The sequence below is a fragment of the Demequina capsici genome, from assembly GCF_032102965.1.
GTDB lineage: Bacteria > Actinomycetota > Actinomycetes > Actinomycetales > Demequinaceae > Demequina > Demequina capsici.
In genome coordinates, this window is the sequence record NZ_CP134880.1 from 983379 (window position 1) to 1007868 (window position 24490).

At 71.3% G+C, this 24490-nt stretch carries 20 protein-coding genes; 15 read left to right on the top strand and 5 right to left on the bottom strand.

From position 1 onward, the window contains the following. Nucleotides 1-32: 32 nt before the first annotated feature. Together RN607_RS04705 and RN607_RS04710 are read right to left on the bottom strand one after the other, a co-directional pair. Entirely contained in the window at nucleotides 33-1292 is a 1260-nt protein-coding gene (locus RN607_RS04705) for an MFS transporter (RefSeq protein ID WP_313544693.1), read from the bottom strand. A 9-nt stretch (nucleotides 1293-1301) separates the two neighbouring features. Beyond that, entirely contained in the window at nucleotides 1302-3545 is a 2244-nt protein-coding gene (locus RN607_RS04710; RefSeq protein ID WP_313544695.1) for a glycoside hydrolase family 3 N-terminal domain-containing protein, read from the bottom strand. 121 nt (nucleotides 3546-3666) lie between these two features. On the opposite strand from RN607_RS04710, the gene RN607_RS04715 reads away from it, so the two are divergent. Continuing rightward, a complete protein-coding gene (locus RN607_RS04715) occupies nucleotides 3667-4263 on the top strand; it encodes a TetR/AcrR family transcriptional regulator (RefSeq protein WP_313500372.1) in 597 nt (198 codons plus the stop codon). A 148-nt stretch (nucleotides 4264-4411) separates the two neighbouring features. After that, nucleotides 4412-4993: a DoxX family protein gene (locus tag RN607_RS04720; protein WP_313500374.1), complete on the top strand. Its 582-nt coding sequence runs from the start codon at nucleotides 4412-4414 to the stop codon at nucleotides 4991-4993. Between the two features lie 78 nt (nucleotides 4994-5071). On the opposite strand, the gene RN607_RS04725 is transcribed toward RN607_RS04720, so the two are convergent. From RN607_RS04725 to RN607_RS04735, 3 genes are read right to left on the bottom strand one after another with little or no spacing between them, the layout of a single operon-like run. Then, nucleotides 5072-5860, bottom strand: coding sequence for an SGNH/GDSL hydrolase family protein (locus tag RN607_RS04725; protein WP_313544697.1), 789 nt, complete (start codon nucleotides 5858-5860; stop codon nucleotides 5072-5074). Between the two features lie 28 nt (nucleotides 5861-5888). After that, nucleotides 5889-7022, bottom strand: coding sequence for a glycosyltransferase (locus RN607_RS04730; protein WP_313544699.1), 1134 nt, complete (start codon nucleotides 7020-7022; stop codon nucleotides 5889-5891). Beyond that, on the bottom strand, nucleotides 7022-8188 hold the full coding sequence (locus RN607_RS04735; protein WP_313500380.1) for a glycosyltransferase family 4 protein: 1167 nt from the start codon (nucleotides 8186-8188) through the stop codon (nucleotides 7022-7024). The genes RN607_RS04730 and RN607_RS04735 overlap by 1 nt, the downstream gene beginning before the upstream one ends. 108 nt (nucleotides 8189-8296) lie before the next feature. On the opposite strand from RN607_RS04735, the gene RN607_RS04740 reads away from it, so the two are divergent. The 13 genes from RN607_RS04740 to cobA all read left to right on the top strand — a co-directional run bounded on the left by RN607_RS04740 (nucleotide 8297) and on the right by cobA (nucleotide 24484). After that, on the top strand, nucleotides 8297-8926 hold the full coding sequence (locus RN607_RS04740; protein WP_313544701.1) for a copper resistance CopC family protein: 630 nt from the start codon (nucleotides 8297-8299) through the stop codon (nucleotides 8924-8926). A gap of 5 nt (nucleotides 8927-8931) precedes the next feature. Further along, nucleotides 8932-9600 (top strand): metal-dependent transcriptional regulator, encoded by a 669-nt coding sequence (locus tag RN607_RS04745; protein WP_313544703.1) that lies wholly within the window; start codon nucleotides 8932-8934, stop codon nucleotides 9598-9600. A gap of 3 nt (nucleotides 9601-9603) precedes the next feature. Next, a complete protein-coding gene (locus tag RN607_RS04750; RefSeq protein WP_313544705.1) occupies nucleotides 9604-10824 on the top strand; it encodes an MFS transporter in 1221 nt (406 codons plus the stop codon). Nucleotides 10825-10882: 58 nt separating this feature from the next. After that, nucleotides 10883-11800 carry a hydroxymethylbilane synthase gene (hemC, locus tag RN607_RS04755; RefSeq protein ID WP_313544707.1) on the top strand — a complete coding sequence of 306 codons (918 nt, stop codon included), beginning with the start codon at nucleotides 10883-10885 and terminating at the stop codon, nucleotides 11798-11800. Beyond that, on the top strand, nucleotides 11797-12576 hold the full coding sequence (locus RN607_RS04760) for a uroporphyrinogen-III synthase (RefSeq protein WP_313544710.1): 780 nt from the start codon (nucleotides 11797-11799) through the stop codon (nucleotides 12574-12576). Before hemC ends, RN607_RS04760 begins: the two co-directional genes overlap by 4 nt. Beyond that, nucleotides 12573-13553 (top strand): porphobilinogen synthase, encoded by a 981-nt coding sequence (gene hemB, locus RN607_RS04765; RefSeq protein ID WP_313500392.1) that lies wholly within the window; start codon nucleotides 12573-12575, stop codon nucleotides 13551-13553. Before RN607_RS04760 ends, hemB begins: the two co-directional genes overlap by 4 nt. Continuing rightward, on the top strand, nucleotides 13550-14926 hold the full coding sequence (locus RN607_RS04770; RefSeq protein ID WP_313500394.1) for a glutamate-1-semialdehyde 2,1-aminomutase: 1377 nt from the start codon (nucleotides 13550-13552) through the stop codon (nucleotides 14924-14926). The genes hemB and RN607_RS04770 overlap by 4 nt, the downstream gene beginning before the upstream one ends. Before the next feature lie 351 nt (nucleotides 14927-15277). After that, nucleotides 15278-16675, top strand: coding sequence for an MFS transporter (locus RN607_RS04775; protein ID WP_313544712.1), 1398 nt, complete (start codon nucleotides 15278-15280; stop codon nucleotides 16673-16675). Then, on the top strand, nucleotides 16675-18846 hold the full coding sequence (locus RN607_RS04780; RefSeq protein WP_313544714.1) for a molybdopterin oxidoreductase family protein: 2172 nt from the start codon (nucleotides 16675-16677) through the stop codon (nucleotides 18844-18846). Before RN607_RS04775 ends, RN607_RS04780 begins: the two co-directional genes overlap by 1 nt. Beyond that, nucleotides 18843-20327, top strand: a complete 1485-nt coding sequence (locus RN607_RS04785) for an FAD-dependent oxidoreductase (RefSeq protein ID WP_313544716.1) — start codon at nucleotides 18843-18845, stop codon at nucleotides 20325-20327. Before RN607_RS04780 ends, RN607_RS04785 begins: the two co-directional genes overlap by 4 nt. Nucleotide 20328: 1 nt before the next feature. Beyond that, nucleotides 20329-22893, top strand: coding sequence for a nitrite reductase large subunit NirB (gene nirB / locus RN607_RS04790; protein ID WP_313544718.1), 2565 nt, complete (start codon nucleotides 20329-20331; stop codon nucleotides 22891-22893). Then, complete coding sequence (gene nirD / locus RN607_RS04795) at nucleotides 22890-23267, top strand: nitrite reductase small subunit NirD (RefSeq protein ID WP_313500403.1); 378 nt, start codon at nucleotides 22890-22892, stop codon at nucleotides 23265-23267. The genes nirB and nirD overlap by 4 nt, the downstream gene beginning before the upstream one ends. Beyond that, nucleotides 23264-24484 (top strand): uroporphyrinogen-III C-methyltransferase, encoded by a 1221-nt coding sequence (gene cobA, locus RN607_RS04800; protein WP_313544720.1) that lies wholly within the window; start codon nucleotides 23264-23266, stop codon nucleotides 24482-24484. Before nirD ends, cobA begins: the two co-directional genes overlap by 4 nt. Nucleotides 24485-24490: the final 6 nt, after the last annotated feature.

Consider the following 24490-nt stretch of genomic DNA (forward strand, 5'->3'; position numbering starts at 1 on the left):
AGCACTGCGTCGTCCTGACCGGCCCACCACGGTCAGCGGACCGTCGGTCCGCCGTGAGCCGACGGCTCGTGCCGGGTGGCGAGCACGCCCGCGAGGGCCAGGACCAGCACCGCGGACACGGGCATCATCAGCAGGCCCGCGCGCAGGCCGTACGAGTCCGCGATGGCGCCGACCACCGGTGGCGAGAGCAGGAAGCTCGCGCGCAGCAGGCCGCCCAGGATCGTGAGGGCGCTGCCTGGCCTGAAGCCTGGGAGCTCGTCCGCGGCGTGCATCGCACTGGGGATCAAGGTCGCGACACCGAAGCCGGCCAGGCCGAACCCGAGGATCGTGCCCCACAGCGTGGGGAAGGCGAGCGCGGAGCCCATGCCGACCAGTCCGATCAGGGCGCCGACCCGCGCGACGGCCCGCTGCCCCCACCTGTCGACCATGCGATCGCCCAGGGTACGGCCGACGAACTGCATGCCCTGGAGCGCCACGAAGCCGAGCGCCGCGACGGTCGCGCCCGCGCCGAACCGGTCGGTGAGGTAGCTGGCGGACCAGGTGGCCCCAGCATCCTCCACCCACGTGCCGGACATCGCGATCACGCCCAGCGCAAGCAGCATGAGCCACACGCCGCGGGTCACCGCGCCGGTGGAGGGGTGGTGCGGGACGGCAGCCTCCTGCTCGGCGAAGTCGAGCTCGGCCTCGTCGAGCTCCGTGTCGCGCTCGGGTCCGCGCAGCAGCAGCCGGTGCCCTGCAAGGTTCACCACGGCCATCAGGAGCGCCACGACCGCGAGGTGCGCGGACAGCGGCACCTTCAGGCCGGCGGCCGCGCCGCCCATGAGCCCGCCCGCCACCGCGCCGATGCTCCATGTGGCGTGGAACGAGTTGAGGATCGAGCGGCCGTACGCGCGCTGCACCCGGATGCCGTGCGCGTTCTGCGCGACGTCCGCGATGGCGTCCAGCCCGCCGGTCAGGAACAGTGCGGCGCCGAACAGCACTGCGGTGGGCGCCACTCCCGCGAGCGCCACGCCGACGCCGAGAGCCGTCATCGACAGGGTCGCGACGAGCGCCGAGCCGAGACGACGGATCAGATGGCCGGCGACGAGGCCGATCAGCAGCGCACCGGTCGCCTGCATGGCGATCGTGACGCCGTACCCGGTGTAGCTGAGGCCCAAGGAGACGCGGATCTCGGGAAGGCGCGGCACCAGGTTGGCGAAGCCCACCCCGTTCATCAGGAACAGCAGCGCGACGCCGACGCGCGCACGCTGCAGGGAGCGGGTCGGCGTCGGCGCCGGGGACGGTGCTGTCATGGGGGGACTCTACGAGACGTGGAACGCGCTCACGAGGAGGTCGGCGCGACGCGAGGACGGGCCCACCAGCAGGGCGAACTCGCCGGGCTCGACCACCCGTCGCTCCCGTGCGTCGACGATGGTGCAGTCCGCCGCCTCGACCTCGAGCTCCACCCTCGCCGACTCGCCGGGCGCGAGCCGCACCTGCCGCACGGCCTTGAGCTCGCGGTCTGCCCAGGTGGACGACGTGGTGACGTCGCGCACGTAGACCTGGACGGTCTCGAGCGTGGGACGCGTGCCGGTGTTGGCGACCGTCACCTCCGCGCGCACGGTGCCATCGGCAGCGACCTCAGGCGTGAGCACGGTGAGGTCCGTGTACTCGACGGTCGTGTACGACAGCCCCTCACCGAACACCCACGCCGGCTCCTGCGTCAGATCGGCGTAGCGGATGCCATGCTGCGCATCGATCTGGTTGTAGAACGTGGGCTGCTGGCCCACGTGGCGGGCGAACGAGATCGGCAGGCGGCCCGTCGGCTCGACGTCCCCGAACAGGATCTCCGCGAGGGCGGTGCCGCCCTGCATGCCGGGGTTCGCCGCCCACACGATCGCCGCAGCCTTGGCATGCACCGACGGCGGCAGCACATGCGGCTTGGACGCCATGAGGACCACGACGGTGGGGGTCCCTGTCGCGAGCACCGCGTCCAGCATGGCGATCTGCGCGCCGATGAGCTCGAGCGTGGCGGTCGACTTGGCCTCGCCGACGAGCTCGCCCCTGTCGCCGACGACCGCGACCACCACGTCGGCCGTCCGCGCCGCTTCGACGGCCTGGGCGATGAGCGCCTCGTCAGGTGCGCAGGGGACGACGATCTGCGCCCGGGGCTGCCCGTCGGGGAAGAAGCCGCCGGCGGGGTCCACCTCGGTCGTGAGGATGTCCGCTCCGCGCGCGTGCGTCACCGCGATGCCGTCGCCTGCGAGTGCGCGCAGGCCGTCGAGCGCGGTGACGATCTGCTCGCGCGGGTGGCCCTCCATCAGCCAGTCCGCCTGGCCTGAGGCTCCCGCCCAGTCGCCGAGGGTCACGTCGGGGTCGTCGGCGTTCGGGCCAACCACGGCGATATGGGCCACCTGCGAGCGGTCCAGCGGCAGCACCGCGTCGTTGTGCAGGAGGACGATCGAGCGGCGCGCCGCCTCCAGGTTGAGGGCGGTGTGCTCGTCGCAGGCGATCACCTCTGCCTGGCGTGCGGGATCCGGGCGGCGCTGGTCCTCGAAGAGGCCCATGTCGAACTTCACGGCAAGGACCCGCGAGACCGCGGCGTCGATGAGCGACTCGCTGAGGAGGCCGCGCGCGACGGCCTCCTGCGCGCCCGTGAAGAAGTCGGGCGTGGTCATGATCATGTCGTTGCCGGCCTTGACGGCCGCGGCGGCGGCCTCGGCGTAGCCGGGGAAGAGCCGCTGCTCGCGCACCAGGTTGCCGACGTTGTCCCAGTCGGTGATGAGCATGCCGTCGTAGCCCCACTCGCCGCGCAGCACGTCGTTCAGCAGCCAGTCGTTGATGGTGATCGGGGTGCCGTCGATCGCCTGGTAGCCGAGCATGAACGTGCGGCAGCCCTCGCGGGCGACGCGCTCGAAGGGGGGCAGGTACCAGGAGCGGAGCTTGCGGCGGGACACGTCCGCCTCCGACGCGTCGCGACCGCCCTGGGTCTCCGAGTATGCGGCGAAGTGCTTGGCGGTCGCGAGGATGCCTTCGCGGTCGGAGGCGCCTTCGCCCTGGTAGCCCCGGAAGAGCCCGGAGGCGAGCTCGCCGATCAGCCACGGGTCCTCTCCGAACGTCTCGCTGACGCGGCCCCAGCGCAGGTCGCGCGAGATGCACAGGACGGGGGAGAAGGTCCAGTGGATGCCGGTGGTGGACACCTCACGCGCGGTGGCGCGGCCGACGCGTCGCAGCAGCTCCGGGTCGAAGCTCGCGGCGAGGCCCAGCTGGGTGGGGAAGATCGTCGCACCCTTGAAGAACGAGTGGCCGTGGATGCAGTCCTCGCCGATGAGCAGGGGGATGCCAAGGCGGGAGCGGTCGGCCAGGGCGTGCGCGCGTGCGAGGTTGTCGGGGGAGGCGTGGAGGATCGATCCGACGTGCCACTGCTCGACGAGGTGGTCGACGCCCTCATAGGTGTGCATCTGCATCATCTGCCCCACCTTCTCCGGCAGGGTCATGCGGCCGACGAGGTCGGCGACCCTCGTGGCGGTAGGGAGGGTGGGGTCCAGGTAGGCGGGTGCGGCCACGGTCGGTTCCTTGTCATGCGTCGTCGGATGGTGCGGGTCGATCAGCGCTCGGCGCGCCGTCTTACCGCTTGGTAAGTACGCTAGCACCGGGTACGGTCACATGCACGACGAAGGGATGCTCATGAGCGGCGATGCGAAGGCGGGGCGTCCTGGCCGGACTCGCGAGATGATCCTTGCCGCGGCGATGGAGATGTTCGCCGAGTCGGGCTTCCACGGGACGTCGCTGCGGGACATCGCCGGGCGCAGCGGCCTCACCCACCCGGGCGTGCTGTACCACTTCCCCACGAAGGAGGCGCTGCTCATGGCGGTGCTCGAGCGGCGTGACGAGGTCACCGGCGAGGACTATCCGACTGAGGGGACGACCGCCCGGGAGGTGCTGCGGTCCCTGGTGGGCACGGCGCGGCTCAACGCGGGGCGCCGGGGGCTCGTGGAGCTCTTCGCCACCCTGTCTGCCGAGGCGACCAGCGCCGACCACCCCGCGCACGAGTTCTTCACTCAACGCTACGAGTCCCTCCGGGACCAGGTTGCCGGAGCGTTCACGGCGCTGGCGGAGGACGGTGCGCTGCGCCCCGGTGTCGAGCCGGCTCTGGCGGCGATCCAGGTGATCGCGATGATGGATGGGCTTCAGGTCCAATGGCTGCTGGACGATCGCATCGACATGGGACGTGCGCTCGCCGTACATCTCGATCAGCAGGTCGTCACCCCGCTCGAGGCGTAGTGCCTGGTACCCGCCGGGGTATCGAGCTTGAGAATGACCGGGACCTGTGTCCCGTGCGCGTTCTCGTTGACAGGTCTACCGTCGGAGTCAGGTGATCAATGACGAATCACCTAGAAGCTCGAAAACCGGAATTCGAGGAGAAAGCACCATGGCAGTCAAGAACGAGGTGGCCAGCACCTCCACCACAACTGGTTCGAAGTTCGGCTGGGCGATGCTCAGCGTCACCCGCATCGCCATCGGATTCGTGTTCCTGTGGGCGTTCCTGGACAAGCTGCTCGGTCTCGGCTTCTCCACGTGCCGCACCACGAACGACGATGGCACCTTCAGCATCGACGCCTTCTGCGACAAGGCATGGGTCAACGGTGGCCATGTCACCGAGGGCTACCTGGTCTACGGCGGCAACGTCAACAGCCCGTTCCACACGTTCTTCGTCAACCTCGGCGACCAGCGGTGGACCGACTGGATCTTCATGCTCGGCCTGCTCGGCATCGGCCTTGCCCTCATGCTGGGCATCGGCACCAGGGTCGCCGCCTACTCGGGCTTCCTCATGCTGCTGTTCATGTACATGACCCAGATGTGGCCCTCCACCAACCCGATCCTCGACGAGCACATCGTGTACATCGTCGCCACGTTCGGCATCGTGTGGGTCGAGCTCGACCGGCAGTCGATCGGTCTGGGCACCTGGTGGCGCAAGCTCCCGATCGTCCAGAGCAACAGCTGGCTCGTCTAGCAGCGTCCGCACCAGCGCACGAAGCGTCCGGACCCCTCGCCCCCTAGGCGGTCCGGGCGCTTCGCCGTGCTCCGGGGCTCATGCGTGCGCCCGACGGGTGCGTCGGCGCTCCTCGAGCAGCTCGTGCGTCACCACCGCCGCGACCTGCGGGATCAGGTCGCGGGAGCGCTTCGCCACCCAGGGGGTGCCGTGCCGCGCGAGCCACCACGCGCGCTCATGCCACCGGGGAGACGCGGGCGCGGGCACGAGGGGCGCCATCTGCGGAGCCGCGTCACCCAGCGCCCCGAGCACCTCGACGGCGATCGCACGGTGGCCCGCCGCAGACGGATGTACCCGATCGACATGCCAGCCGCGTCCTCCCGCCGTCGCGAGCGCCGCCGCGCCGTCGACCACGACGGTGGCGGTGCCTGCCGCAGCGAGGCGCAGGGCGATGTTCGCCGCCGCCACCCGCCGCGCCATCACGTCGGCGATGGAGCCACCTACCAGGTCGAACAGGCCGATCCTGGCGAGCGTCACCAGCACGACCCTCCGGCCCTCACGCTCCAGCCGCGTGAGCGCATCCGCCACGCGATCCTGGACCTCGGCAGGGTCGAAGTCCCCCCGGAGCACGTCGTTGCCCCCGATCGTGACAAGCACGAGGTCGGGCATGGCCATGAGGGCCGACGGCACCTGCGTGAGCCCCAGGTGACGGGCACGAGCACCGTTCGCCGCAAGATTCGTGAACGACGAGGCTCCCACCGCATGAGCGACGTGAGCCGCCCACCCCACGGGGACGCCGGTGACCGCCTCGGGACGCTGCGTGCCGTCGCCGACGCCGAACGTGATCGAATCCCCCAGCGCCACGACCACCGGACCCCGCACAGTCATGCCCCCCTCGCCGGTCCGCACGCGCCGGTCAGCCGGCGACGCGTTCCCTCGCGGCGTGATGGATGTCCAGCATCCGGTCGATCGTGACCGACCATGGCAGCTGCTCCGCGCGGGCCCGCGCCGCTTCGCGCCGCTCCCGCTCGGGCCGCGCAAGCAGCTCCTCGATGGCCTGAGCGAAGCCCTCCGAGGTCGCGGGCGCCGCGATCCCCGCTTGCGCAACAACCTCGGGGAGCGCCGACTCCGCATTCACGACCACCGGTGTGCCCGACGCGAGAGCCTCCAGCGCGGCCAGCCCGAAGGTCTCGATCGGCCCCGGTGCGACGACCGCGTCGGCGCTTGCGAGGAGGTGGGCGAAGCGCTCGCGGCCGCTGACGAATCCCAGGAAGTCCACGGGGGCGCCGCGCGCGCGCTGGCGCATCTGATCAGCGAGCGCACCGCCACCCGCGCACACCAGGCGCACGCGCGCTCCGCGCGAGGCGAGCATCCGCGCTGCGTCGATGGCGAGGTCGGGTCGCTTCTCGGAGGAGAGCCGGGAGGCCATGAGCAGGAGCGACTGGTCGGGGCCGACGAGCTCGGCCCGCACCGTGTCGTCGCGCCGGTCGGGGTGGAAGGTCTCGAGGTCCACGCCCAACGGCACCCGCTCGACGGGCACGCCGATGCGATCGAACTCCTGAGCGGCGAAGGCGGTGGTCGACACGATGGTCGTGAAGCGTCGCGCTGTGCCGCGGTTGTGCCAGTCGGCGATGGACTCGAGCGGCAGGCGGCCGCCGAGCGCGTCCGGCAGGTTCGCCGCGAGGATCCCGTCGGCGCGCTCGTGGGAGAAGAAGACCGACGGGATGCCCTGACCGCTCGCCCAGCCGCCGAGGGAGCGCAGCGTGGTCCTGTCCGACACCTCGAGCACGTCCGGCCTGAACCCGCGCAGGATGCCTCGCAGCTCGTGGAGCCTCGAGATCATCCGATAGCCGCCGCTGAGCGGGAGCACCGGGCTGCGCAGGGTGATCCGGCGCCCGAACTCGGTCAGCTCGTCGGTGTCCTCGGCGCCAGGCACGATCAGCAGGACCTTGTGGCCGCGCTCGACGTACCCCTTGCCGAGCGCATGCATCGCAGTGCGGAGGCCGCCGGAGGTGGGGCCGTAGAAGTTGGCGATGTGCGCGATGCGCATCAGCGCAGCACCTCCTCGTCCTCCCAGTCCCACGGGCGCGCCGGGAGGGCGTCGTGGCGCTGGATCGCCTCGGCGTACAGATCCATCAGACCGTCGCATACGCGCTCCCATGTCCGTCCCTCGACCGAGACGCGAGCGTGGTTGCCGAACCTGGCGCGCTGCTCGTGCTGCTCCGCGAGCTCGCGCACGTAGGCCACCATCTCGTCGAGCCGGCCCGGCGTGTACAGGAACCCCGTCTCGCCGTGGTCGACGAGGTCGATGGGTCCGCCGCGTCGCGGCGCGACGACGGGCACGCCCGACGCAAGCGCCTCCTGGATGGTCTGGCAGAACGTCTCCAGCTCGCCGCAGTGCACGAACACGTCGAATGACGCGACCGCCTGCGCCAGCTCCTCGCCGTTCAGGAAGCCCATGAACTCGGCATCCGGGAGCAGCGCGGCGAGCTTGGCATGCGACGGGCCCTCGCCGACGATGACGACCTTGACGCCGGGGATCGCCGCAAGCCTTCCGAGGTCCTCGACCCGCTTCTCGGCAGCGAGCCGCCCGACATACCCGACGACCACCTCGCCGGTCGGAGCCCACCGCGCGCGCAGCTCCGCGGACCGCTTCGCGGGGTTGAAGCGGGTGGCGTCGACGCCGCGCGGCCACAGCCTGAGGTGGTCGACCCCCAGCTGCTCCAGCTGGAGCATCGCATACGTGGACGGCACCAGGTTGAGGTCGGCGCGCTGGTGGATGTTGCGCACCCGGTTCCACAGGATGCCTTCGCCCCAGCCCATGCGGTACCGGTCCGCGTAGGACGGCACCTCGGTCTGGTAGACGGCGACCGTGGGAAGCCCCAGCTCGTGACACGCCTTCACCGCCGTCCAGCCCAGGACGAACGGACTTGCCAGATGGACGACGTCGGGGGCGAAGTCCTCGAGGATCCGCGACAGCCGGCCCGTGCCGGACAGCGCCACCCGCACATCCTGATAGCCCGGCCAGCCCATCGCGGGCAGGCGGGTGATGGATGCGATCCCGTACCGCACGGGGCCCCGCGAGCCGCGCGACTCCGGCGCGATCACGAGCGCCTCGTCGCCTCGCCGGGCCAGGTGCTCGAGCACGCGCAGCAGCGAGTTCGTCACCCCGTTGTGGTGCGGCAGGAACGATTCGGCGACCAGCGCGACCTTCATGGCAACCATTGTCGCCCGCGCGGGTGACCGGCGGGTGAGGGATCGGCCGGTGGTGCGTGAACGATCGGTGACGGGAGGGTGACCACGCCGGACGTGGACAATGGGGGCATGCGCTCGCGAGTCCTCCGCCCAGTCCTGATCCTCCTGCTCGCCCTGGCCGCGATGCTGCCGGCCTCCGCCGCGTCGGCGCACACGTCGCTCGTGGGCACCGACCCCGCGGATGGATCCACGGTGAGCGACCTGACCCAGGTGTCGCTCGAGTTCACCGGCGAGGTGCTCGACCTGGGCACCACGCTCGCCCTCGTGCAGGGTGACCAGCGCATCGAGCTGGATCCGACCTTCCCCTCCGCCACGACCGTCATGGCCGAGGTGCCCGCGCTCGCGAACGGCGACTGGTCGCTCATGTACCGCGTGGTCGCCCAGGACGGGCATCCCCTCGAGGGCCAGGTGGACTTCACCGTCGAGGGTGCCGCGCCGTCGGCCTCCGCATCCGCGTCCCCCTCCACATCGCCGACGGCGTCGCCCACGGCATCCGCGAGCGCCTCGGAGCCGACGTCGGACGCCGCGTCGCCGTCGCCGTCGTCGAGCGTCACGTCCGAGGCGTCCGAGGCGCCTGCAGGGGGTGGATGGGCACGCCTCGGAGGGGTGGCCGTGCTCCTCGCCGCCGCGACCGTCGCCATCCTGTGGTTGCGCAGGCGTGGCGGTGACGGCCCCCACGGCCCGGCGTCCCAGGACTGAGCGCCGTGCCTGAGGAGCCGCGATCGCGATCCGTCGAGGACTACCTCAAGGTCATCTGGACCGCAGGGGAGTGGACCGGTGAGCCCGCGACCACCAAGGCGATCGCGGAACGGCTGGGGATCAGCGCCTCGTCCGTGTCGCAGCGTGTCCGCAGGCTCGCAGCCGTCGGCCTGGTGACCCATGAGAGCTACGGCGCGATCGCGCTGACGGACGCGGGCGCTGCCGTCGCGCTGCAGATGGTGCGTCGGCACCGCATCATCGAGACGTTCCTGGTGCAGCGCCTCGGCTACGGCTGGGACGAGGTGCATGACGAGGCCGAGGTGCTGGAGCACGCATGCTCCGATCGAATGATCGACGCGCTCGACGTGCTGCTCGGGCACCCGGACGCCGACCCCCACGGCGATCCGATCCCGAGCAGGGACGGACAGCCCCGTGGACTGTCGGCGGTGTGCGCCGTCGACGCCTCCCCAGGGGACTGGGCCGTCGCTCGCGTCTCGGATGCGGACCCCGGGACGCTCCGCGAGTGCGCCGCGCATGGACTCGTGCCAGGCGCGCGTATCGTGATCCTCGACCCCGACCCCGACGGGGCCGTCCGGTGCCGCATCGGCGGCGCTGACGCGTCGTCCATCCCGGCCGCATGCGCGCACGCGCTGTGGCTCGTCGAGAGTCGGTAGGTCATGACAGCACTGCCTCCCGCGGCGCCCTCAGGGGTGCCGCGCTGGCGTCTTCCACGCTCGGCCCAGGCTCCGCATCCCGCCGCGGTGCTGTCGGGCTTCATCGTCGCGGGATTCGGCATCGCCTTGACCCAGGGCGGCGCCTCGGCCGTCATCCAGGATCAGCTCGCGTCGCTGCACACGACGGTGGACATGGTCGGGTACACGATCACCGCGTACGCCCTCGGCGTCGTCGTCGGCGCCCCCGTCATCATGGTCGGGCTCGCGAGCTGGGGCCGACGCAGGCTCCTGCTCGCCATGGGTGCGCTCTTCGTCGTCACCTCCATCGCGACCTTCCTCGCTCCCACAGTCGAGTCGCTGCTGGTCATCCGCTTCCTCGCGGGCCTTCCGCATGGAGCGATCCTCGGCACCGCTGCCTACGTCGCGATGCTCGCCGTCGGTCCCGAGCGGCGCGGCGCCGCGATCGCGATGATCATGTACGGCCTCACGGTCGCCACGATCATCGGGGTGCCTGGCATGCAGTGGGTGTCCGTGGCGGTCGGATGGCGTGCGGCGTACGCGGTCGTCGCGCTCGTCGGCGTCGTGGGACTGGTGCTCATGTGGGCCTTCACCCCGCAGGTCGCGGGCACGCCCGGCACATCGTTCAGGGGGGAGGTGTCACGTCTGCGCGGCCGAGTGCTGTGGATGGTGATACTCACGATCTTCCTGGGGTTCGCAGGCCTGGGCGCCGTCCAGTCCTACATGGTGCCGCTGCTCGAGGACCTCAACGGGTTCGGCTCCTCCCAGGTCACCGTGATACTCGCGCTGTTCGGAGTCGGGATGACGATCGGCGCGATGGCGGGAGGGCGGCTCACCGACGCAAGCCCGCTGCTCGCGTCGCGCGTGGGCCTCATCGGCGTGGCGGCCTCCCTGCTGGCGCTCGGGCTCTGGGGGGACTCGGGCTGGCCCACGGTCGCCTTCCTCGTGGCGCTCGGCGCGTTCATCCAGGTGTTCAGCCAGGCTGCCCAGACGCGGCTCATGGATGTGGTGCATGCGTCGCCTTCGCTCGGAGCGGCGCTGTCGCATTCGGCGCTCAACGCCTCCACCGTGATGGGCTCCGGCCTGGGCGCGGTGCTGATCGCGTGGGGCATGGGCTACCTCGCTCCCGCCTGGGTCGCGCTCGTCGGTGCGCTCGCCGCCATCGTGCTCCTGTTCGTGGGTTCAGGGTTCCGCGACGTGGAATGAGTCCGCTTCAGGTGCCGCCCCGGGGAGCGGACGCTCCAGGACGTGGGACGATGGTGGGATGCATCTGAGACTCGGCACCCGCGGAAGCGCGCTCGCCACCACCCAGTCTCAGCACGTGGCCGACGCGGTCGTCGAGGCCGCCGCAGCGCGAGGCGTGGACCTCGAGGTCGGGCTCGAGATCGTCACCACGCACGGTGACACCTCGAAGGCCTCGTTGGTCGGGCTGTCGACCACGGGCGTGTTCGTCAACGCGCTGCGCGACCACCTGCTGGACGGCGGGTGCGACCTGATCGTGCACTCGCTCAAGGACATGCCCGTCGAGCCCCATCCGCGGCTCGACCTGGCGGCGATCCCCGTGAGGGAGGACGTGCGCGACGCCCTGTGCACCACCGGGCCCAGGCTGGAGGAGCTTCCCGCCGGCGCGCGGGTGGGCACGGGATCGCCTCGACGTGCCGCACAGTTGAGGCGGGTGCGCCCGGACCTCGAGGTCGTGGACATCCGTGGCAACGTGGACACCCGGCTGGGGCGTGTCGGTGACGACCTCGCAGGCGTGGTGCTCGCCGCCGCGGGCCTCAGCAGGCTCGGACGGCTCGAGTCCGCGACCGAGCTGATCTCCGTGGACGTCATGGTGCCTGCGCCCGGGCAGGGTGCGCTCGCGATCGAGATCCGGCAGGATGCCGAGCCGGCCCTGCGCGAGCTGGTGTCCGCGTTGGATGACGCCCCCACCCGCGCCGCCGTGACCGCCGAGCGCGCGGCCCTCCAGGTGCTCGAGGCCGGCTGCTCGGCGCCCATCGGAGCGCATGCGACCGTGACGGGCGGACAGCTGCGACTGGATCTGCGAGTCATGAACGCCTCAGGAAGCCTTCAGCTGAACGAGGTCGCGCGCGGTCCGGTGCGGGAGGCCGCGGCCGTGGGCCGCGCCGCCGCGCACGCCCTGCTCGGACGGGGAGCGTCCCGGTTGATGGGAGCGGGGTGACGGTGCTGCCCTTCGAGGGTGTGCGCGTCCTGGTCCCCGTCACGGAACGTCGCCGAGCCCTCGCAGAGCGGCTGGCCGAGGCGGGCGCGACCGTCGACGAGGCGCAGTTCATCGCGATCGAAGGGCCCTCCGACCCCCAGGCGCTGGAGGCGGCCGTCCTCGCGTGGTGCGACGGGGCCTACGACTGGCTGGCGGTGACCAGCCGCAATGCCGTGCTGGCGATGGACGCGATCGCCCGGCGCCACGGACGCACTCTCGCGGAGCCGCAGCCCCGCGCGCAGGTCGCGACCGTCGGTGAGGCGACACAGGACGTCTGCGCGCAGGTGGGCCTGACGGTGTCGCTCGTCCCAGAGGGTCGGCAGACCGCGTCAGGCATCGCGAAGGACATGCCGGAGGGCGCAGGTCGCGCGCTCGCCCCGGTGGGCAACCTTGCCGCGCCGACGCTGGAGCGGGGGATCGCGCGCAGGGGCTGGCTCGTGGACGCGGTCGAGGCCTACCGGACCGTCGACGGACCCGGCGCGTCGCCCGAGACGGTGACCGCGGTGCGCGAAGGACGCGTCGACGCCGTGCTCCTCACCTCAGGATCGGTCGCGGAGCGGTTCGCCTCGCAATGCGCGCCCGTGCCTGAGTCGACCATGATGGTGGCGATCGGGGAGACGACGGCGGCAGCCGCCCGCGCGGCGGGACTGCGCGTCGACGCCGTCTCCTCGGTGCCGAGCTATGACGGCATCGCGGACGCGCTCGCGTCGGCGATCGCCGCGAAGGGAGACCGATGAGCCTCAACAGGAGGCCCCGCAGGCTGCGGACCACGCCCGCGATGCGTCGTCTGGTGCGCGAGGTGCGACCGCAGGCGGCGCAGCTGGTGCTGCCGCTGTTCGTGCACGAGGACCTGGACGCGCCGCGCCCGATCCTCTCGCTGCCCGGCGTGGACCAGCTGCCGCTCGGCGGCGTGCGCGCCGCTGTGGAGGCCGCCGCGGATGCGGGGATCGGCGGTGTCATGCTGTTCGCGATCCCGTCGGTGCGTGACGCGGACGGCTCGGCGGCATGCGACGTCGACGGCATCCTCAACCTGGCGATCGCGGAGGCCGCAGGCGCGGCGGGGGACCGGCTCGTCGTCATGGCGGACCTGTGCCTGGACGAGTTCACCGACCACGGCCACTGCGGGGTGCTGGACGCGGAAGGCAACGTGCACAACGACGCGACCGTGCTCGTGTATCAGCGCATGGCGCTCGCCCAGGCGCGCGCTGGTGCGCACGTGCTGGGCCTGAGCGGCATGATGGACGGCCAGGTGGCCGCGGTCCGCGATGCGCTGGACGACGACGGGTTCCAGAACGTGTCGATCCTCGCGTACGCCGCCAAGTACGCATCGGCCTTCTACGGGCCGTTCCGCGAGGCCGTGGACTCCCAGCTGCAGGGCGATCGCCGGACCTACCAGATGGACCCTGCCAACCGGCGTGAAGGTGCGCTCGAGGCTGCGATCGACGAGGCGGAGGGTGCGGACATCCTCATGGTGAAGCCCGCGCTGCCGTACCTCGACGTGCTGGCGGACGTGGCCGCGCAGTCCTCGGTTCCCGTGGCGGCCTACCATGTGTCGGGCGAGTACGCCCAGATCGAGGCCGCGGCGGCGAACGGCTGGATCGACCGTCGCGCCGCCCATCTGGAGGCGCTCACGTCGATGGTCCGCGCTGGAGCGGACATCGTCGTCACCTACGCCGCGGTGGAGCTCGCGGACTGGCTGAGGGAGGACGCATGAGGCCCGTGTCGTCGACGTTGAGAACCAAGATGCAGCGCCTGGGGCTGCGCACGCTGCGCGGCGAGCAGGCGTGGGCGGAACGTGCCGCCGACATCCTCCCGGGCGGCGTGAACAGCCCGGTGCGCGCATGGAACGGCGTGGGTGGGCACCCGCTGCCGATCGCCTCAGCCGCCGGGGCCGTGATCACCGACGGCGCAGGGCGCGACTACCTGGACCTGGTCGACTCGTGGGGCGCAGGCATCGTCGGCCATGCGCATCCGGCCGTGGTCTCGGCAGTACGGGCGGCCGCGTCGAACGGCCTCAGCTTCGGCGCGACCACCGAGGCCGAGGTGGAGCTCGCCGAGGAGATCAGGGACCGCTACGAGCCCGCCCAGAAGGTGCGACTCGTGTCCACCGGCACCGAGGCGACCATGACCGCGCTCCGGATCGCACGCGCGGCGACGGGCCGCGACGTGATCGTGAAGTTCGCCGGTCTGTACCACGGCCACTCGGACGCGCTGCTCGTCGCCGCCGGATCCGGCCTCGCGACCTCAGGCGTGCCGGACTCCGCAGGCGTGACCAAGGCCGTCGCCGCGGACACGATGGTCCTGCCGTACGGAGACGTCGATGCGCTCACCGACGCGTTCGCCGAGCACGGCTCCCGCATCGCCGCCGTCATCACCGAGGCGGTTCCGGCGAACATGGGCGTCATCGCCCCGCCTGCGGGCTTCCATCGCCTCATCTCCGACCTGTGCCGCAACGAGGGCGCCGTCTTCATCGTCGACGAGGTGCTGTCCGGTTTCCGCGCGGGACCCGCCGGCGGCTGGGGCCTCGAGCGGGACGCGGACATCGCCGCAGGCCGCGAGCCGTGGGCCCCCGACCTCGTCACCTTCGGCAAGGTGATCGGTGGAGGCCTCCCCGTCGCCGCGGTCGCCGGGCGAGCGGATCTCATGGACCTGCTGGCGCCTCTGGGCGCGGTCTACCAGGCAGGAACGCTGTCGGGCAACCCGGTCGCGGTCGCGGCGGGCCTCGCGACCATGCGGCTGCTGGACGACGACGCGTACGCACACCTGACGCGCGTCTCCACCATGATGCGGCGGGGCGTGAGCGCCGAGCTCGCGTCTCACGGGATCACCCACGCCGTCGGTCACGCGGGCACGCTGTTCTCCGTCTTCCTTGGCCTCGAGGAGGCTCCCGTCACGTTCGACGACGTGTCGCGGCAGGATGCACTCGCGTACTCCGACATGTTCCACTCGCTCCGCGGCTCCGGGATCGCCCTTCCGCCCAGCGCCTACGAGGCCTGGTTCGTATCGCTCGCCCACACCGACGAGCACGTGGGCAAGGTCGTCGACGCGATCATCGCCTGGGGCGGTCGCGAGGCCAAGCAGCCCTAGGGATCGCGCGCCGCTCCAGGCGTCCGTCATGCTCGCGTCAGCGTCGTCGTCACGGTTCTCACCGCGTCGTGCCGGCTCGGGTGAGGTTCCGGACACCGGCGCCGACGCTTCGACAACAGCGGATCACTCTGCCAGCCGTGAGCGTCGCGCCTGATATTCGCCTCTTCTCGCATGCGCGCCTGGGCGCCGCTACGCCGTCTCACAGCGTGGTCGCGCGGCGGGTGAGACCGATGTCGCGCAGGTTTCACCTCCTGGTGCCCTCCGGTGAAACGTCACCTGCCTACCGTCGTCATTGTCCGATTCGCACGGTCCTCCATGGCGGAGGCCGCGGGCAAGGTCCTGGGAGGGGCAATGACGATCTCAGACAAGGCAGAGGCTCTCGACATCGAGCCAGGCGTCATCGGCAAGGGGCGCTGGATCGAGCGCTGGATCCCGGAGAACGAGCTCTTCTGGGAGGCGCGCGGCAAGCAGATCGCCTTCCGCAACCTCGCGTTCTCCATCGTGGCGGAGCACATCGGGTTCTCCGTGTGGCTGCTGTGGTCGATCGTCGTCGTCAAGATGTACGGCACGTTCGACAGCTCGGGTGCCCTGGTCGCCGCAGGCGCCAACGGCTGGGCGCTGACCGCCGGACAGGGGTTCACGCTCCTGGCGGTCGCCTCCGGCGTAGGCGCGTTCCTGCGGATCCCGTACACCTTCGCAGTCCCGGTGTTCGGAGGCCGGAACTGGACGGTCATCTCGGCCATGCTGCTCCTGGTGCCGACCCTGGGGCTCGCGTGGGCCGTCAGCCATCCGGAGCTGCCCTTCACGACGCTGGTGCTCGTGGCCGCCACCGCAGGGTTCGGCGGAGGCAACTTCGCGTCGTCCATGGCGAACATCTCGTTCTTCTACCCGGAGAGGCGCAAGGGATGGGCGCTCGGCCTGAACGCCGCGGGCGGCAACATCGGGGTCGCGGTCGCTCAGAAGCTCGTGCCCCTCGCGATCGGCCTCGGCGGCCTGGGCCTCGCCAACGCGGGCCTCGTGTACGTCCCGCTCGCCGTCGCCGCCGCGGTGCTCGCCTTCCTGTTCATGGACAACCTGCGCGAGGCGAAGGCCGACCCGAAGCCGACCGCGGCCTCCCTGAAGCACGGCCACACCTACCTCATGGCGTTCCTCTACATCGGCACGTTCGGATCCTTCATCGGCTACTCCGCGGCCTTCCCCACGCTCCTCAAGGTGGTGTTCGAGCGCCCCGACATCGCGCTCAGCTGGGGCTTCCTCGGGGCGTTCATCGGCTCGCTCTCCCGTCCGTACGGCGGCAGGCTCGCGGACCGCATCGGCGGCTCCGTCGTCACGGTTCTGAGCTTCGTCGCGATGGCGGTCGCCGGGTACACGGCGGTGCTCGGAGTTCAGCACCACTCGTTGCTGGTCTTCTTCGTCTCGTTCATGGCGCTGTTCGCCTTCACCGGCATCGGCAACGGCTCCACCTACCGGATGATCCCGTCGATCTTCACCCGGATCCATGCCGACCAGGGTGAGGACAGCGATGAGTCCCGGCTGGACTTCAAGCGGCGCGCGGCCGGTGCCGTCGGCATCATCTCCGCCGTGGGCGCGTTCGGAGGATTCGCGATCCCGTTCGTCTACAAGTGGGCGAACGAGACCTACGGCACGATCGTGCCGGCTCTCCAGATCTACGTGGCGGTGTTCCTCGCGATGGCGGCCCTCACCGTCGTGTTCTACCTGCGTCCCGGCGCCCGGATGCGCAACGTCTGATGAGCATCGACCTGTCGGCAACGCGCCCGGCGGAGGCCGATGCCTCCGCCGGCGCGGTCGCCACCCACTGCCCCTACTGCGCGCTCCAGTGCGCGCAGACGCTCACCCCCACGCCGGGTGACCGTCTGCCTGTCACAGTCTCCGCACGCGACTTCCCCACCAACAGGGGAGGCATGTGCCAGAAGGGCTGGAGCTCCGCGGAGGTGCTGGCAGCCGCCGACAGGCTCACGACGCCGCTCGTGCGGGACGCGCGAGGCGCCGACCTGCGGCCCGCCACCTGGGACGAGGCGCTCGACATGGTCGCGTCCAGGATCACGGCCATCCAGCGGACGCACGGGCGCGACGCGGTCGCGATCTTCGGAGGCGGCGGCCTCACCAACGAGAAGGCGTACGCCTTGGGCAAGTTCGCGCGTGTCGCTCTGCGCACGCCGTACATCGACTACAACGGCCGCTTCTGCATGTCGTCGGCGGCCGCGGCGTCGAACCGAGCGTTCGGGATGGATCGAGGGCTCGGGTTCCCGCTCGCGGACATCGGAGGCGCCGACGCGGTGCTGATCATGGGCTCGAACGTCGCGGTGACCATGCCGCCGCTGGTGCAGCACCTCGCGGGCGTGCGCTCCCGGGGTGGCCTCGTGTACGTGGACCCACGGCGCTCGGCCACCGCGGCGCTGACCGACAACGGCTCCGGCGTGCACCTGCAGATCGTGCCTGGCACCGACATGGCGGTGCTGCTCAGCCTGCTCCACGTCCTCATCGACGAGGACCTGGTGGATCACGAGTACCTCGCGGCGCGGGTCGGCGGCTTCTCCGACGTCCGCGTCTCCGTGAGCGCGTGGTGGCCGGAACGTGCGGAGCAGGTGACGGGAATCGCCGCCGGGGCCCTGCGCCGCACCGCGCGGCTGCTGGCCTCCGCGAGCCCGGCCAAGGGCGGTGCAGGAGCGTACATCCTCACCGGGCGCGGCATGGAGCAGATGGCGTCAGGCACCGCCGCGGTGAGTGCCGCCATCAACCTGGCCCTGGCTCTGGGGCTGCCCGGTCGCGAAGGCTCCGGCTACGCGCCGATCACGGGGCAGGGCAACGGCCAAGGGGGGCGGGAGCATGGGCTCAAGGCCGATCAGCTGCCCGGGTACACGTCGATCGCCGACCCGGCGCGGCGTGCCCACGTGGCGTCCGTCTGGGGCGTCGACCCCGAGGACCTGCCCGGCCCGGGCGTGCCCGCCGTCGAGCTCCTGCGCCGGCTCGGCACCGACGGCGGACCGCGAGCGCTGCTGGTCCATGGCTCGAACATCGTCGTGTCGGCGCCGAACGCGGGTGCCGTCGCCGAGACGCTCCGACGGCTGGACCTGCTCGTGGTCGCGGATGTGGTGCCCTCGGAGACCGCCTCGTACGCCGACGTGGTGCTGCCCGTCACCCAGTGGGCCGAGGAGGACGGCACCATGACGAACCTGGAGGGCAGGATCCTGCGGCGCCGCAAGGCCGTCGACCCTCCGGGCGAGGCGAGGTCGGAGCTGTGGATCCTCGCCGAGCTTGCGCGGCGCCTCGGCGCGCGCGGCTTCTCCGAGGAGCCGGCGGAGGTCTTCGCCGAGCTCTGCCGCGCCTCTGCCGGCGGTGCGGCGGACTACTCGGGCGTCTCGTACGCACGGCTCGACGCAGGAGAGCAGATCCACTGGCCCTGCCCCGCCGGCGACGGGTCGCACCCCGGCACGCCGCGCGTCTTCCTCGACTCGTTCCCGACCCCGGACGGCCGCGCGCGCATGGTGTGCGTCGACTACCAGGGTCCTCGGGATGACGTGCGAGGCGACGCGCCTGTCTACCTGGTGACCGGTCGGGTCCTGACGCAGTACCAGTCCGGTGCCCAGACGCGCCGCGTGGGCGAGCTCGTCCGGAGCGAGCCGGAGGCCTTCGTGGAGCTCCACCCGTCGCTCGCCGAGTCGCACCGTCTCGAGGAGGGTGACCTGGTGGAGCTGCGCACCGCCCGCGGGGCGGTCGAGCTCCCTGCGCGCGTCACCGACGCGGTGCGCCCCGACACCGTGTTCGTGCCGTTCCACTGGCTGGGCAGCGCCAACGTGCTCACGAACGACGCGACCGACCCCACCTCGGGCATGCCCGAGTTCAAGGTGTGCGCCGTGGCGCTTCGCCCTGCGCGAGCGAACGAAGGGAGCCGGTCATGAGGAGGATCGTCGTCATCGGCGACGGGATGGTCGGTTCCCGATTCGCCGAGCTGCTCGTGGAGGCGGACCTCGGTGCGCACGTGACGCTGCTGGGCAAGGAGCCGGTCCCCGCGTACAACAGGGTGCTGCTGTCCAGCGTCGTCGCCGGCGCCAAGAGCGCCGACCTGCTGCGGATCGCCAAGGAGCATCCGCGGATCATGCGCCGCACGGGGGTCAGCGCGGTCACGGTGGATCGTGACCTCATGACGGTGGTGGACTCGACCGGTCGCACCCACCCGTACGCGGCTCTGGTGCTCGCGACGGGATCCGCCGCGCGAGTGCCTGCCGTCCAGGGCGTCGCCGACGCGCACGGCCTCGTCGACGGGGTGTTCGTGCTCAAGGACATGGCCGACGCGGACGGCATCGTCACGGCTGCAGGGCGCGCCCGGCGAGCGGTCGTGCTCGGGGCCGGAGTGCTCGGCCTCGAGGTCGCGACGGGCCTCGCCCGTCGCGGCATCGCCGTGCGTCTGGTGCACATCGCCGACCGGCTCATGGAGCGGCAGCTGGGCTGGGAGGCATCCGCGGTCGCCGAGTCGAGCCTGCGGCGGCTCGGCATCGAGTCGCACACGGGTGCCTCGCTCGCGCGGGTGCACACCACCAGGGGTCGTGTGACGTCGGTGCGGCTCGAGGACGGCTCCGAGCTGCTCACCGACATGGTGGTCATGTGTGCAGGGACCATCCCCGAGACGACGCTGGCGCGGGCGGCCGGCCTCGCGTGCGAACGCGGAGTGATCGTCGACGACTCGCTCGCGACGACTGACCCGCACATCTGGGCGATCGGCGACTGCGCGCAGCCGCCAGGCGGCGCGCGGGGGCTCGTCGCGCAAGGCTGGCAGCAGGCGTCCACCGTTGTCGGCGTTCTCACTGGAAGCGCTCCCGGTGCGTCCGACGCCGTGCCCACGTCCGACGTGGTGCGGGTGAAGGCTGATGGCATGGCGATGGTGGCCATGGGCGTCTGCGGAGACTTCGATCGGTCGGACCCGCGCTACCGGGTGCTCAGCCTCAAGGACCCCGAGGGTGGACGCTACATCGAGGTGGTGGTGTCGGGCGGGCAGCTGGTGGGTGCCACGTGCATCGGCGACGGCGACGTGGCCGCCACCCTCAGCGCCCTGTACACCCGCAGGCTTCCGGTGCCGCCGGACCCCGCCCAGCTGATGATCCGCGCGCTCGCCGGCGGGGGAGCAGCCGCGGCGACACGCGATCCTGCAGACCTGAAGGACGACGACAAGGTGTGCAACTGCAACACCGTCACCGCCGGCCGGATCCGCGAGGCGCTGGCGGACGGCTGCGAGACGGTCAAGGACGTCGCCGGCCGCACGCGCGCCACCACCGGCTGCGGCGACTGCACCTCGCTCGTCGAAGGACTGATCGCGTGCCACCGCGCTGTCGGCGCGAACCCCACCAACCCCGCGGCTCCGGTCGCTGTCACGCAAGGAGCCTGACATGTCCCAGCACATCGTGGTCATCGGGGCCGGCATGGTCGCCCACCGCTTCGTCGAGGCCTTGATGGACCGCGACGTCGACTCGGCGTTCCACGTGACCGTGGTCGGTGAGGAGCCGTATCTGCCCTACGACCGCATCGGTCTGTCACGGCTGTTCACCGGCGAGGAGCCTGCGTCGCTCACGCTCGGCGAGTCGCTGCTGTGGGCTCGCGGTGCGGTGCGGCTCCGCCGGGGAGCGCGGGCCACGCGCATCGACCGGGCGGTGCGCGAGGTCCACCTGGACGACGGCTCGACGCTTCCGTACGACCAGCTGGTGATCGCGACCGGGAGCTACGCATGGATGCCGCCCATCCACGGCTCCACCCTCGATGGCGTGTTCCTGTACCGCACCATCGACGACGTGGCCCGGATCCAGTCGTGGGCGCACAAGGTGACTGGCTCTGGGCGGTCGCCCCGCGGCGTCGCCCTGGGCGGCGGGCTGCTCGGGCTGGAGGCTGCGGGCGCGCTCTCGTCGATGGGGATCGCGACCACGGTCGTGCAGGCGGCGGATCGTCTCATGAACGTCCAGGTGGACGAGGGTGGCGGTCACGCGTTGACCAGGCTCATCGAGCGGCTCGGCGTCGACGTGAGGCTGAACGCCTTCTCGGACTCGTTCGTCGGAGACGACTCGGGTGCGGTCGCCGGGCTGCGGTTCACCGATGGCGACGAGATCCCCGCGGACATCGTCGTGGTGTCCGCCGGGGTGCGCCCGCGCGACGAGCTGGCTCGAGACGCCGGCCTGGAGATCGGCGAGCGCGGCGGCGTGGTCGTCGACGACTCGTGCCGCACCGCGGATCCCCATGTGTGGGCGATCGGCGAGGTCGCATGCATCCAGGGCGCCTGCTGGGGCCTGGTCGCCCCTGGCAACACGATGGCCGAGGTCGCGGTGGATGCCTTGCTCGGCGGCGCCTCGTCGTTCCCCGGAGCGGACGTCTCCACCAAGCTCAAGCTGCTGGGGGTGGACGTCGCGAGCTTCGGCGACGCCTTCGCGCGTACCCCTGGCGCGCTCGAGCTGGTCTACTCGGACCCGGTGGCGGGCGTGTACAAGAAGCTCGTGATGACCGACGACGCGAGGACGTTGCTCGGCGGGATCCTGGTGGGGGACGCGTCCGCGTATGCGAGCCTGCGACCGATGGTGGGTGCGGAGCTGCCGGGCGACCCGGCGGTGTGGCTGCTTCCTGAGGGTGGAGGGGAGAGGCCGCAGCTGGAGCTTCCCGACTCCGCGGCGGTGTGCTCATGCAACAACGTGTCCGCGGGCACGATCCGCAGCGCGGTGACCGACCATGACTGTCACGATCTCTCCGCCGTGAAGGCGTGCACCAGGGCCGGCACCTCGTGCGGGTCGTGCATCCCGCTCGTGAAGAAGGTCATGGGTGAGGAGATGGCGAAGCAGGGCCTGGTGGCGTCCACCGCCATGTGCGAGCACTTCGCCATGAGCCGTGCCGAGCTGTTCCAGGCGGTGCAGGTCGCGGAGCTCGACTCGTTCACGGCGATCGTCGAACGCTTCGGAACCGGCCGCGGGTGCGACATCTGCAAGCCCACCGTCGCCTCGATCCTCGCGAGCCTGTACAACCGTCACGTGCTCGCCGAGGGCCGCGCGGCGCTGCAGGACACGAACGACCGCGTGATGGCGAACATGCAGAAGGACGGCACGTACTCCGTCGTGCCGCGGGTGCCGGGCGGCGAGATCACGCCCGACAGGCTGATCGTGATCGGCGAGGTCGCGAAGGAGTTCCAGCTGTACACGAAGATCACGGGCGGGCAGCGGATCGACATGTTCGGTGCCCGCCTGGAGCAGCTCCCCGCGATCTGGAGCCGGCTGGTGGCGGCGGGGTTCGAGTCGGGGCATGCGTACGGCAAGTCGCTGCGTACCGTGAAGTCGTGCGTCGGCTCCACCTGGTGCCGGTACGGCGTGCAGGACTCGGTGGGCATGGCCATCGCGCTCGAGCTCCGGTACCGGGGCCTGCGCAGCCCTCACAAGATCAAGCTGGGGGTGTCCGGCTGCGCCCGCGAGTGCGCGGAGGCGCGAGGCAAGGACGTGGGCGTGATCGCCACCGAGAAGGGCTGGAACGTCTACGTGGGTGGCAACGGCGGTTTCACGCCGCGTCACGCGGAGCTGCTGGCCGAGGACCTGGACGACGACGGCCTGCTCCGGGTGATCGACCGGTACCTGATGCTCTACATCCGGACAGCGGACCGGCTGCAGCGCACCGCGCCCTGGCAGGAGGACTTCGAGGGCGGCCTCGATCGGCTGAAGGAGATCATCCTCGATGACGCTCTGGGCATCTGCGCCGAGCTCGACGCACACATGGCGCGCCACATCGACTCGTACGAGGACGAGTGGGCGGCCGTGCTGCGGGACCCGGAGCGGCTGCGCCAGTTCGCGAGCTTCGTGAACGCGCCGGAGACCCCTGACCCGTCGCTCGCCTACGTCGAGACGCGCGGCCAGCGCCGGCCCGCGACCACGGAGGAGCGTTCCTCCGGACCCGTGCTGATCGCTTCGACCACCCTGGAGGTCCGCTCATGACCACGACCATCGGCACGCGGCGGCTGGTCCGCGTATGCGCGCTTGCGGACCTGGTTCCCGAGCTCGGCACGGCAGCGCTCGTCGCGGGCCGCCAGGTCGCCGTGTTCCTGCTGGCGGACGGGTCCGTGCATGCGGTGCAGAACCTGTGCCCCTTCTCCGGCGCGCATGTGATGAGCCGGGGCATCACCGGCTCGCGTGGTGAGGAGCCGACGATCGCGAGCCCGTTGTACAAGCAGGTCTTCTCGCTGCTCACCGGGGAGTGCCTTGCCACGATGGACAAGGAGCCGGTGGTCGGCGAGCAGGCCGGCTTGGAGGTCTACCGGGTGGTGGTCGACAATGGCGACGTGATGGTGGAGTCGAAGGACCAGGAGTGACCGCACTTTTCGGGCTGGCGCTGACAGGTCGGCGGGTGGTGGTCGTGGGCGCGGGCAAGGTCGCGTCCCGACGCGTGCGACGCTTCCTCGCCGAGGGCGCGCATGTGTGCGTCGTCGCGCCCGCGGCTTCGGATGACATCAGGCGCCATGCGCAGCATGGCGACCTGGAGTGGCGGGACCGCGAGGCGGCGGCCGCGGACCTCGATGACGCGTGGTTCGTGCTCGCGGCCACCGATGACCCCGCCGTGAACGCCACCGTCGTCTCCTGGGCCGACGCGCGTCGCATCTTCAGCATCGACGTATCGGACGGCTCGCGAGGCTCGGCCCGCCAGGCCGCATCGTCGCAGCACGGCGATCTGGCCGTCGGCGTCGTGTCGACGGAGGGGCCGGACCCTGCGCGTATCCGCGCGGTGCGCGACGCCGTCGCAGCGCACATCGACGCGGGCGGTGTGGACCTTCGCCGGCGCCGGGCGCATGAGGGAAGGGTGATCCTCGTCGGCTCCGGCCCTGGGGACCCGTCGCTCATCACGGTCCGCGGGCGTCAGGCGCTCTCGGAGGCCGACGTGGTGGTCACCGACCGGCTGGGCGCCACCGAGCTGCTCGTCACCGTGCCGTACGACGTCGAGGTCGTCAACGTGGGCAAGTCGCCCGACAACCACCCGGTGCCGCAGCACGAGATCAACGCGCTGCTGGTGGATCGAGCCAAGCAAGGGCTCGTCGTGGTCAGGCTCAAGGGCGGCGACCCGTTCGTCTTCGGGCGCGGTGGCGAGGAGGTGCACGCGTGCCTGGAGGCAGGGGTGCCCGTGGAGGTCGTGCCCGGCGTGACCTCGGCGCTCTCCGTACCCGCGCTCGCTGGCATCCCTGTGACTCAGCGCCAGGTGGCCGGGACCGTCGTCATCACCTCCGGCCACGCGGGCGCGGATCCCACGGCCGTCGCTGCCATGGTCGAAGGTGCGACGCTGGTGGTCCTGATGGGCGTCAACGCGCTTCCTGGCATCGTCCAGGCTGGGCTGGATGCGGGTGCGGCACCTGGCATGCCGGTCGCCATCATCGAACGCGGCTCCACGCCGCAGGAGCGCATCACGCGCACCGTGCTCTCTGATGCTGTCCGTAGCGCAGGGGAAACCGGGGTGAAACCTCCCGCGATTATCGTGATCGGACAGGTGGCGCACCCCGAGCTCCTCGCCTCGGCGGCGGCAGCCACCCCGCACTCGTAGGGGAGC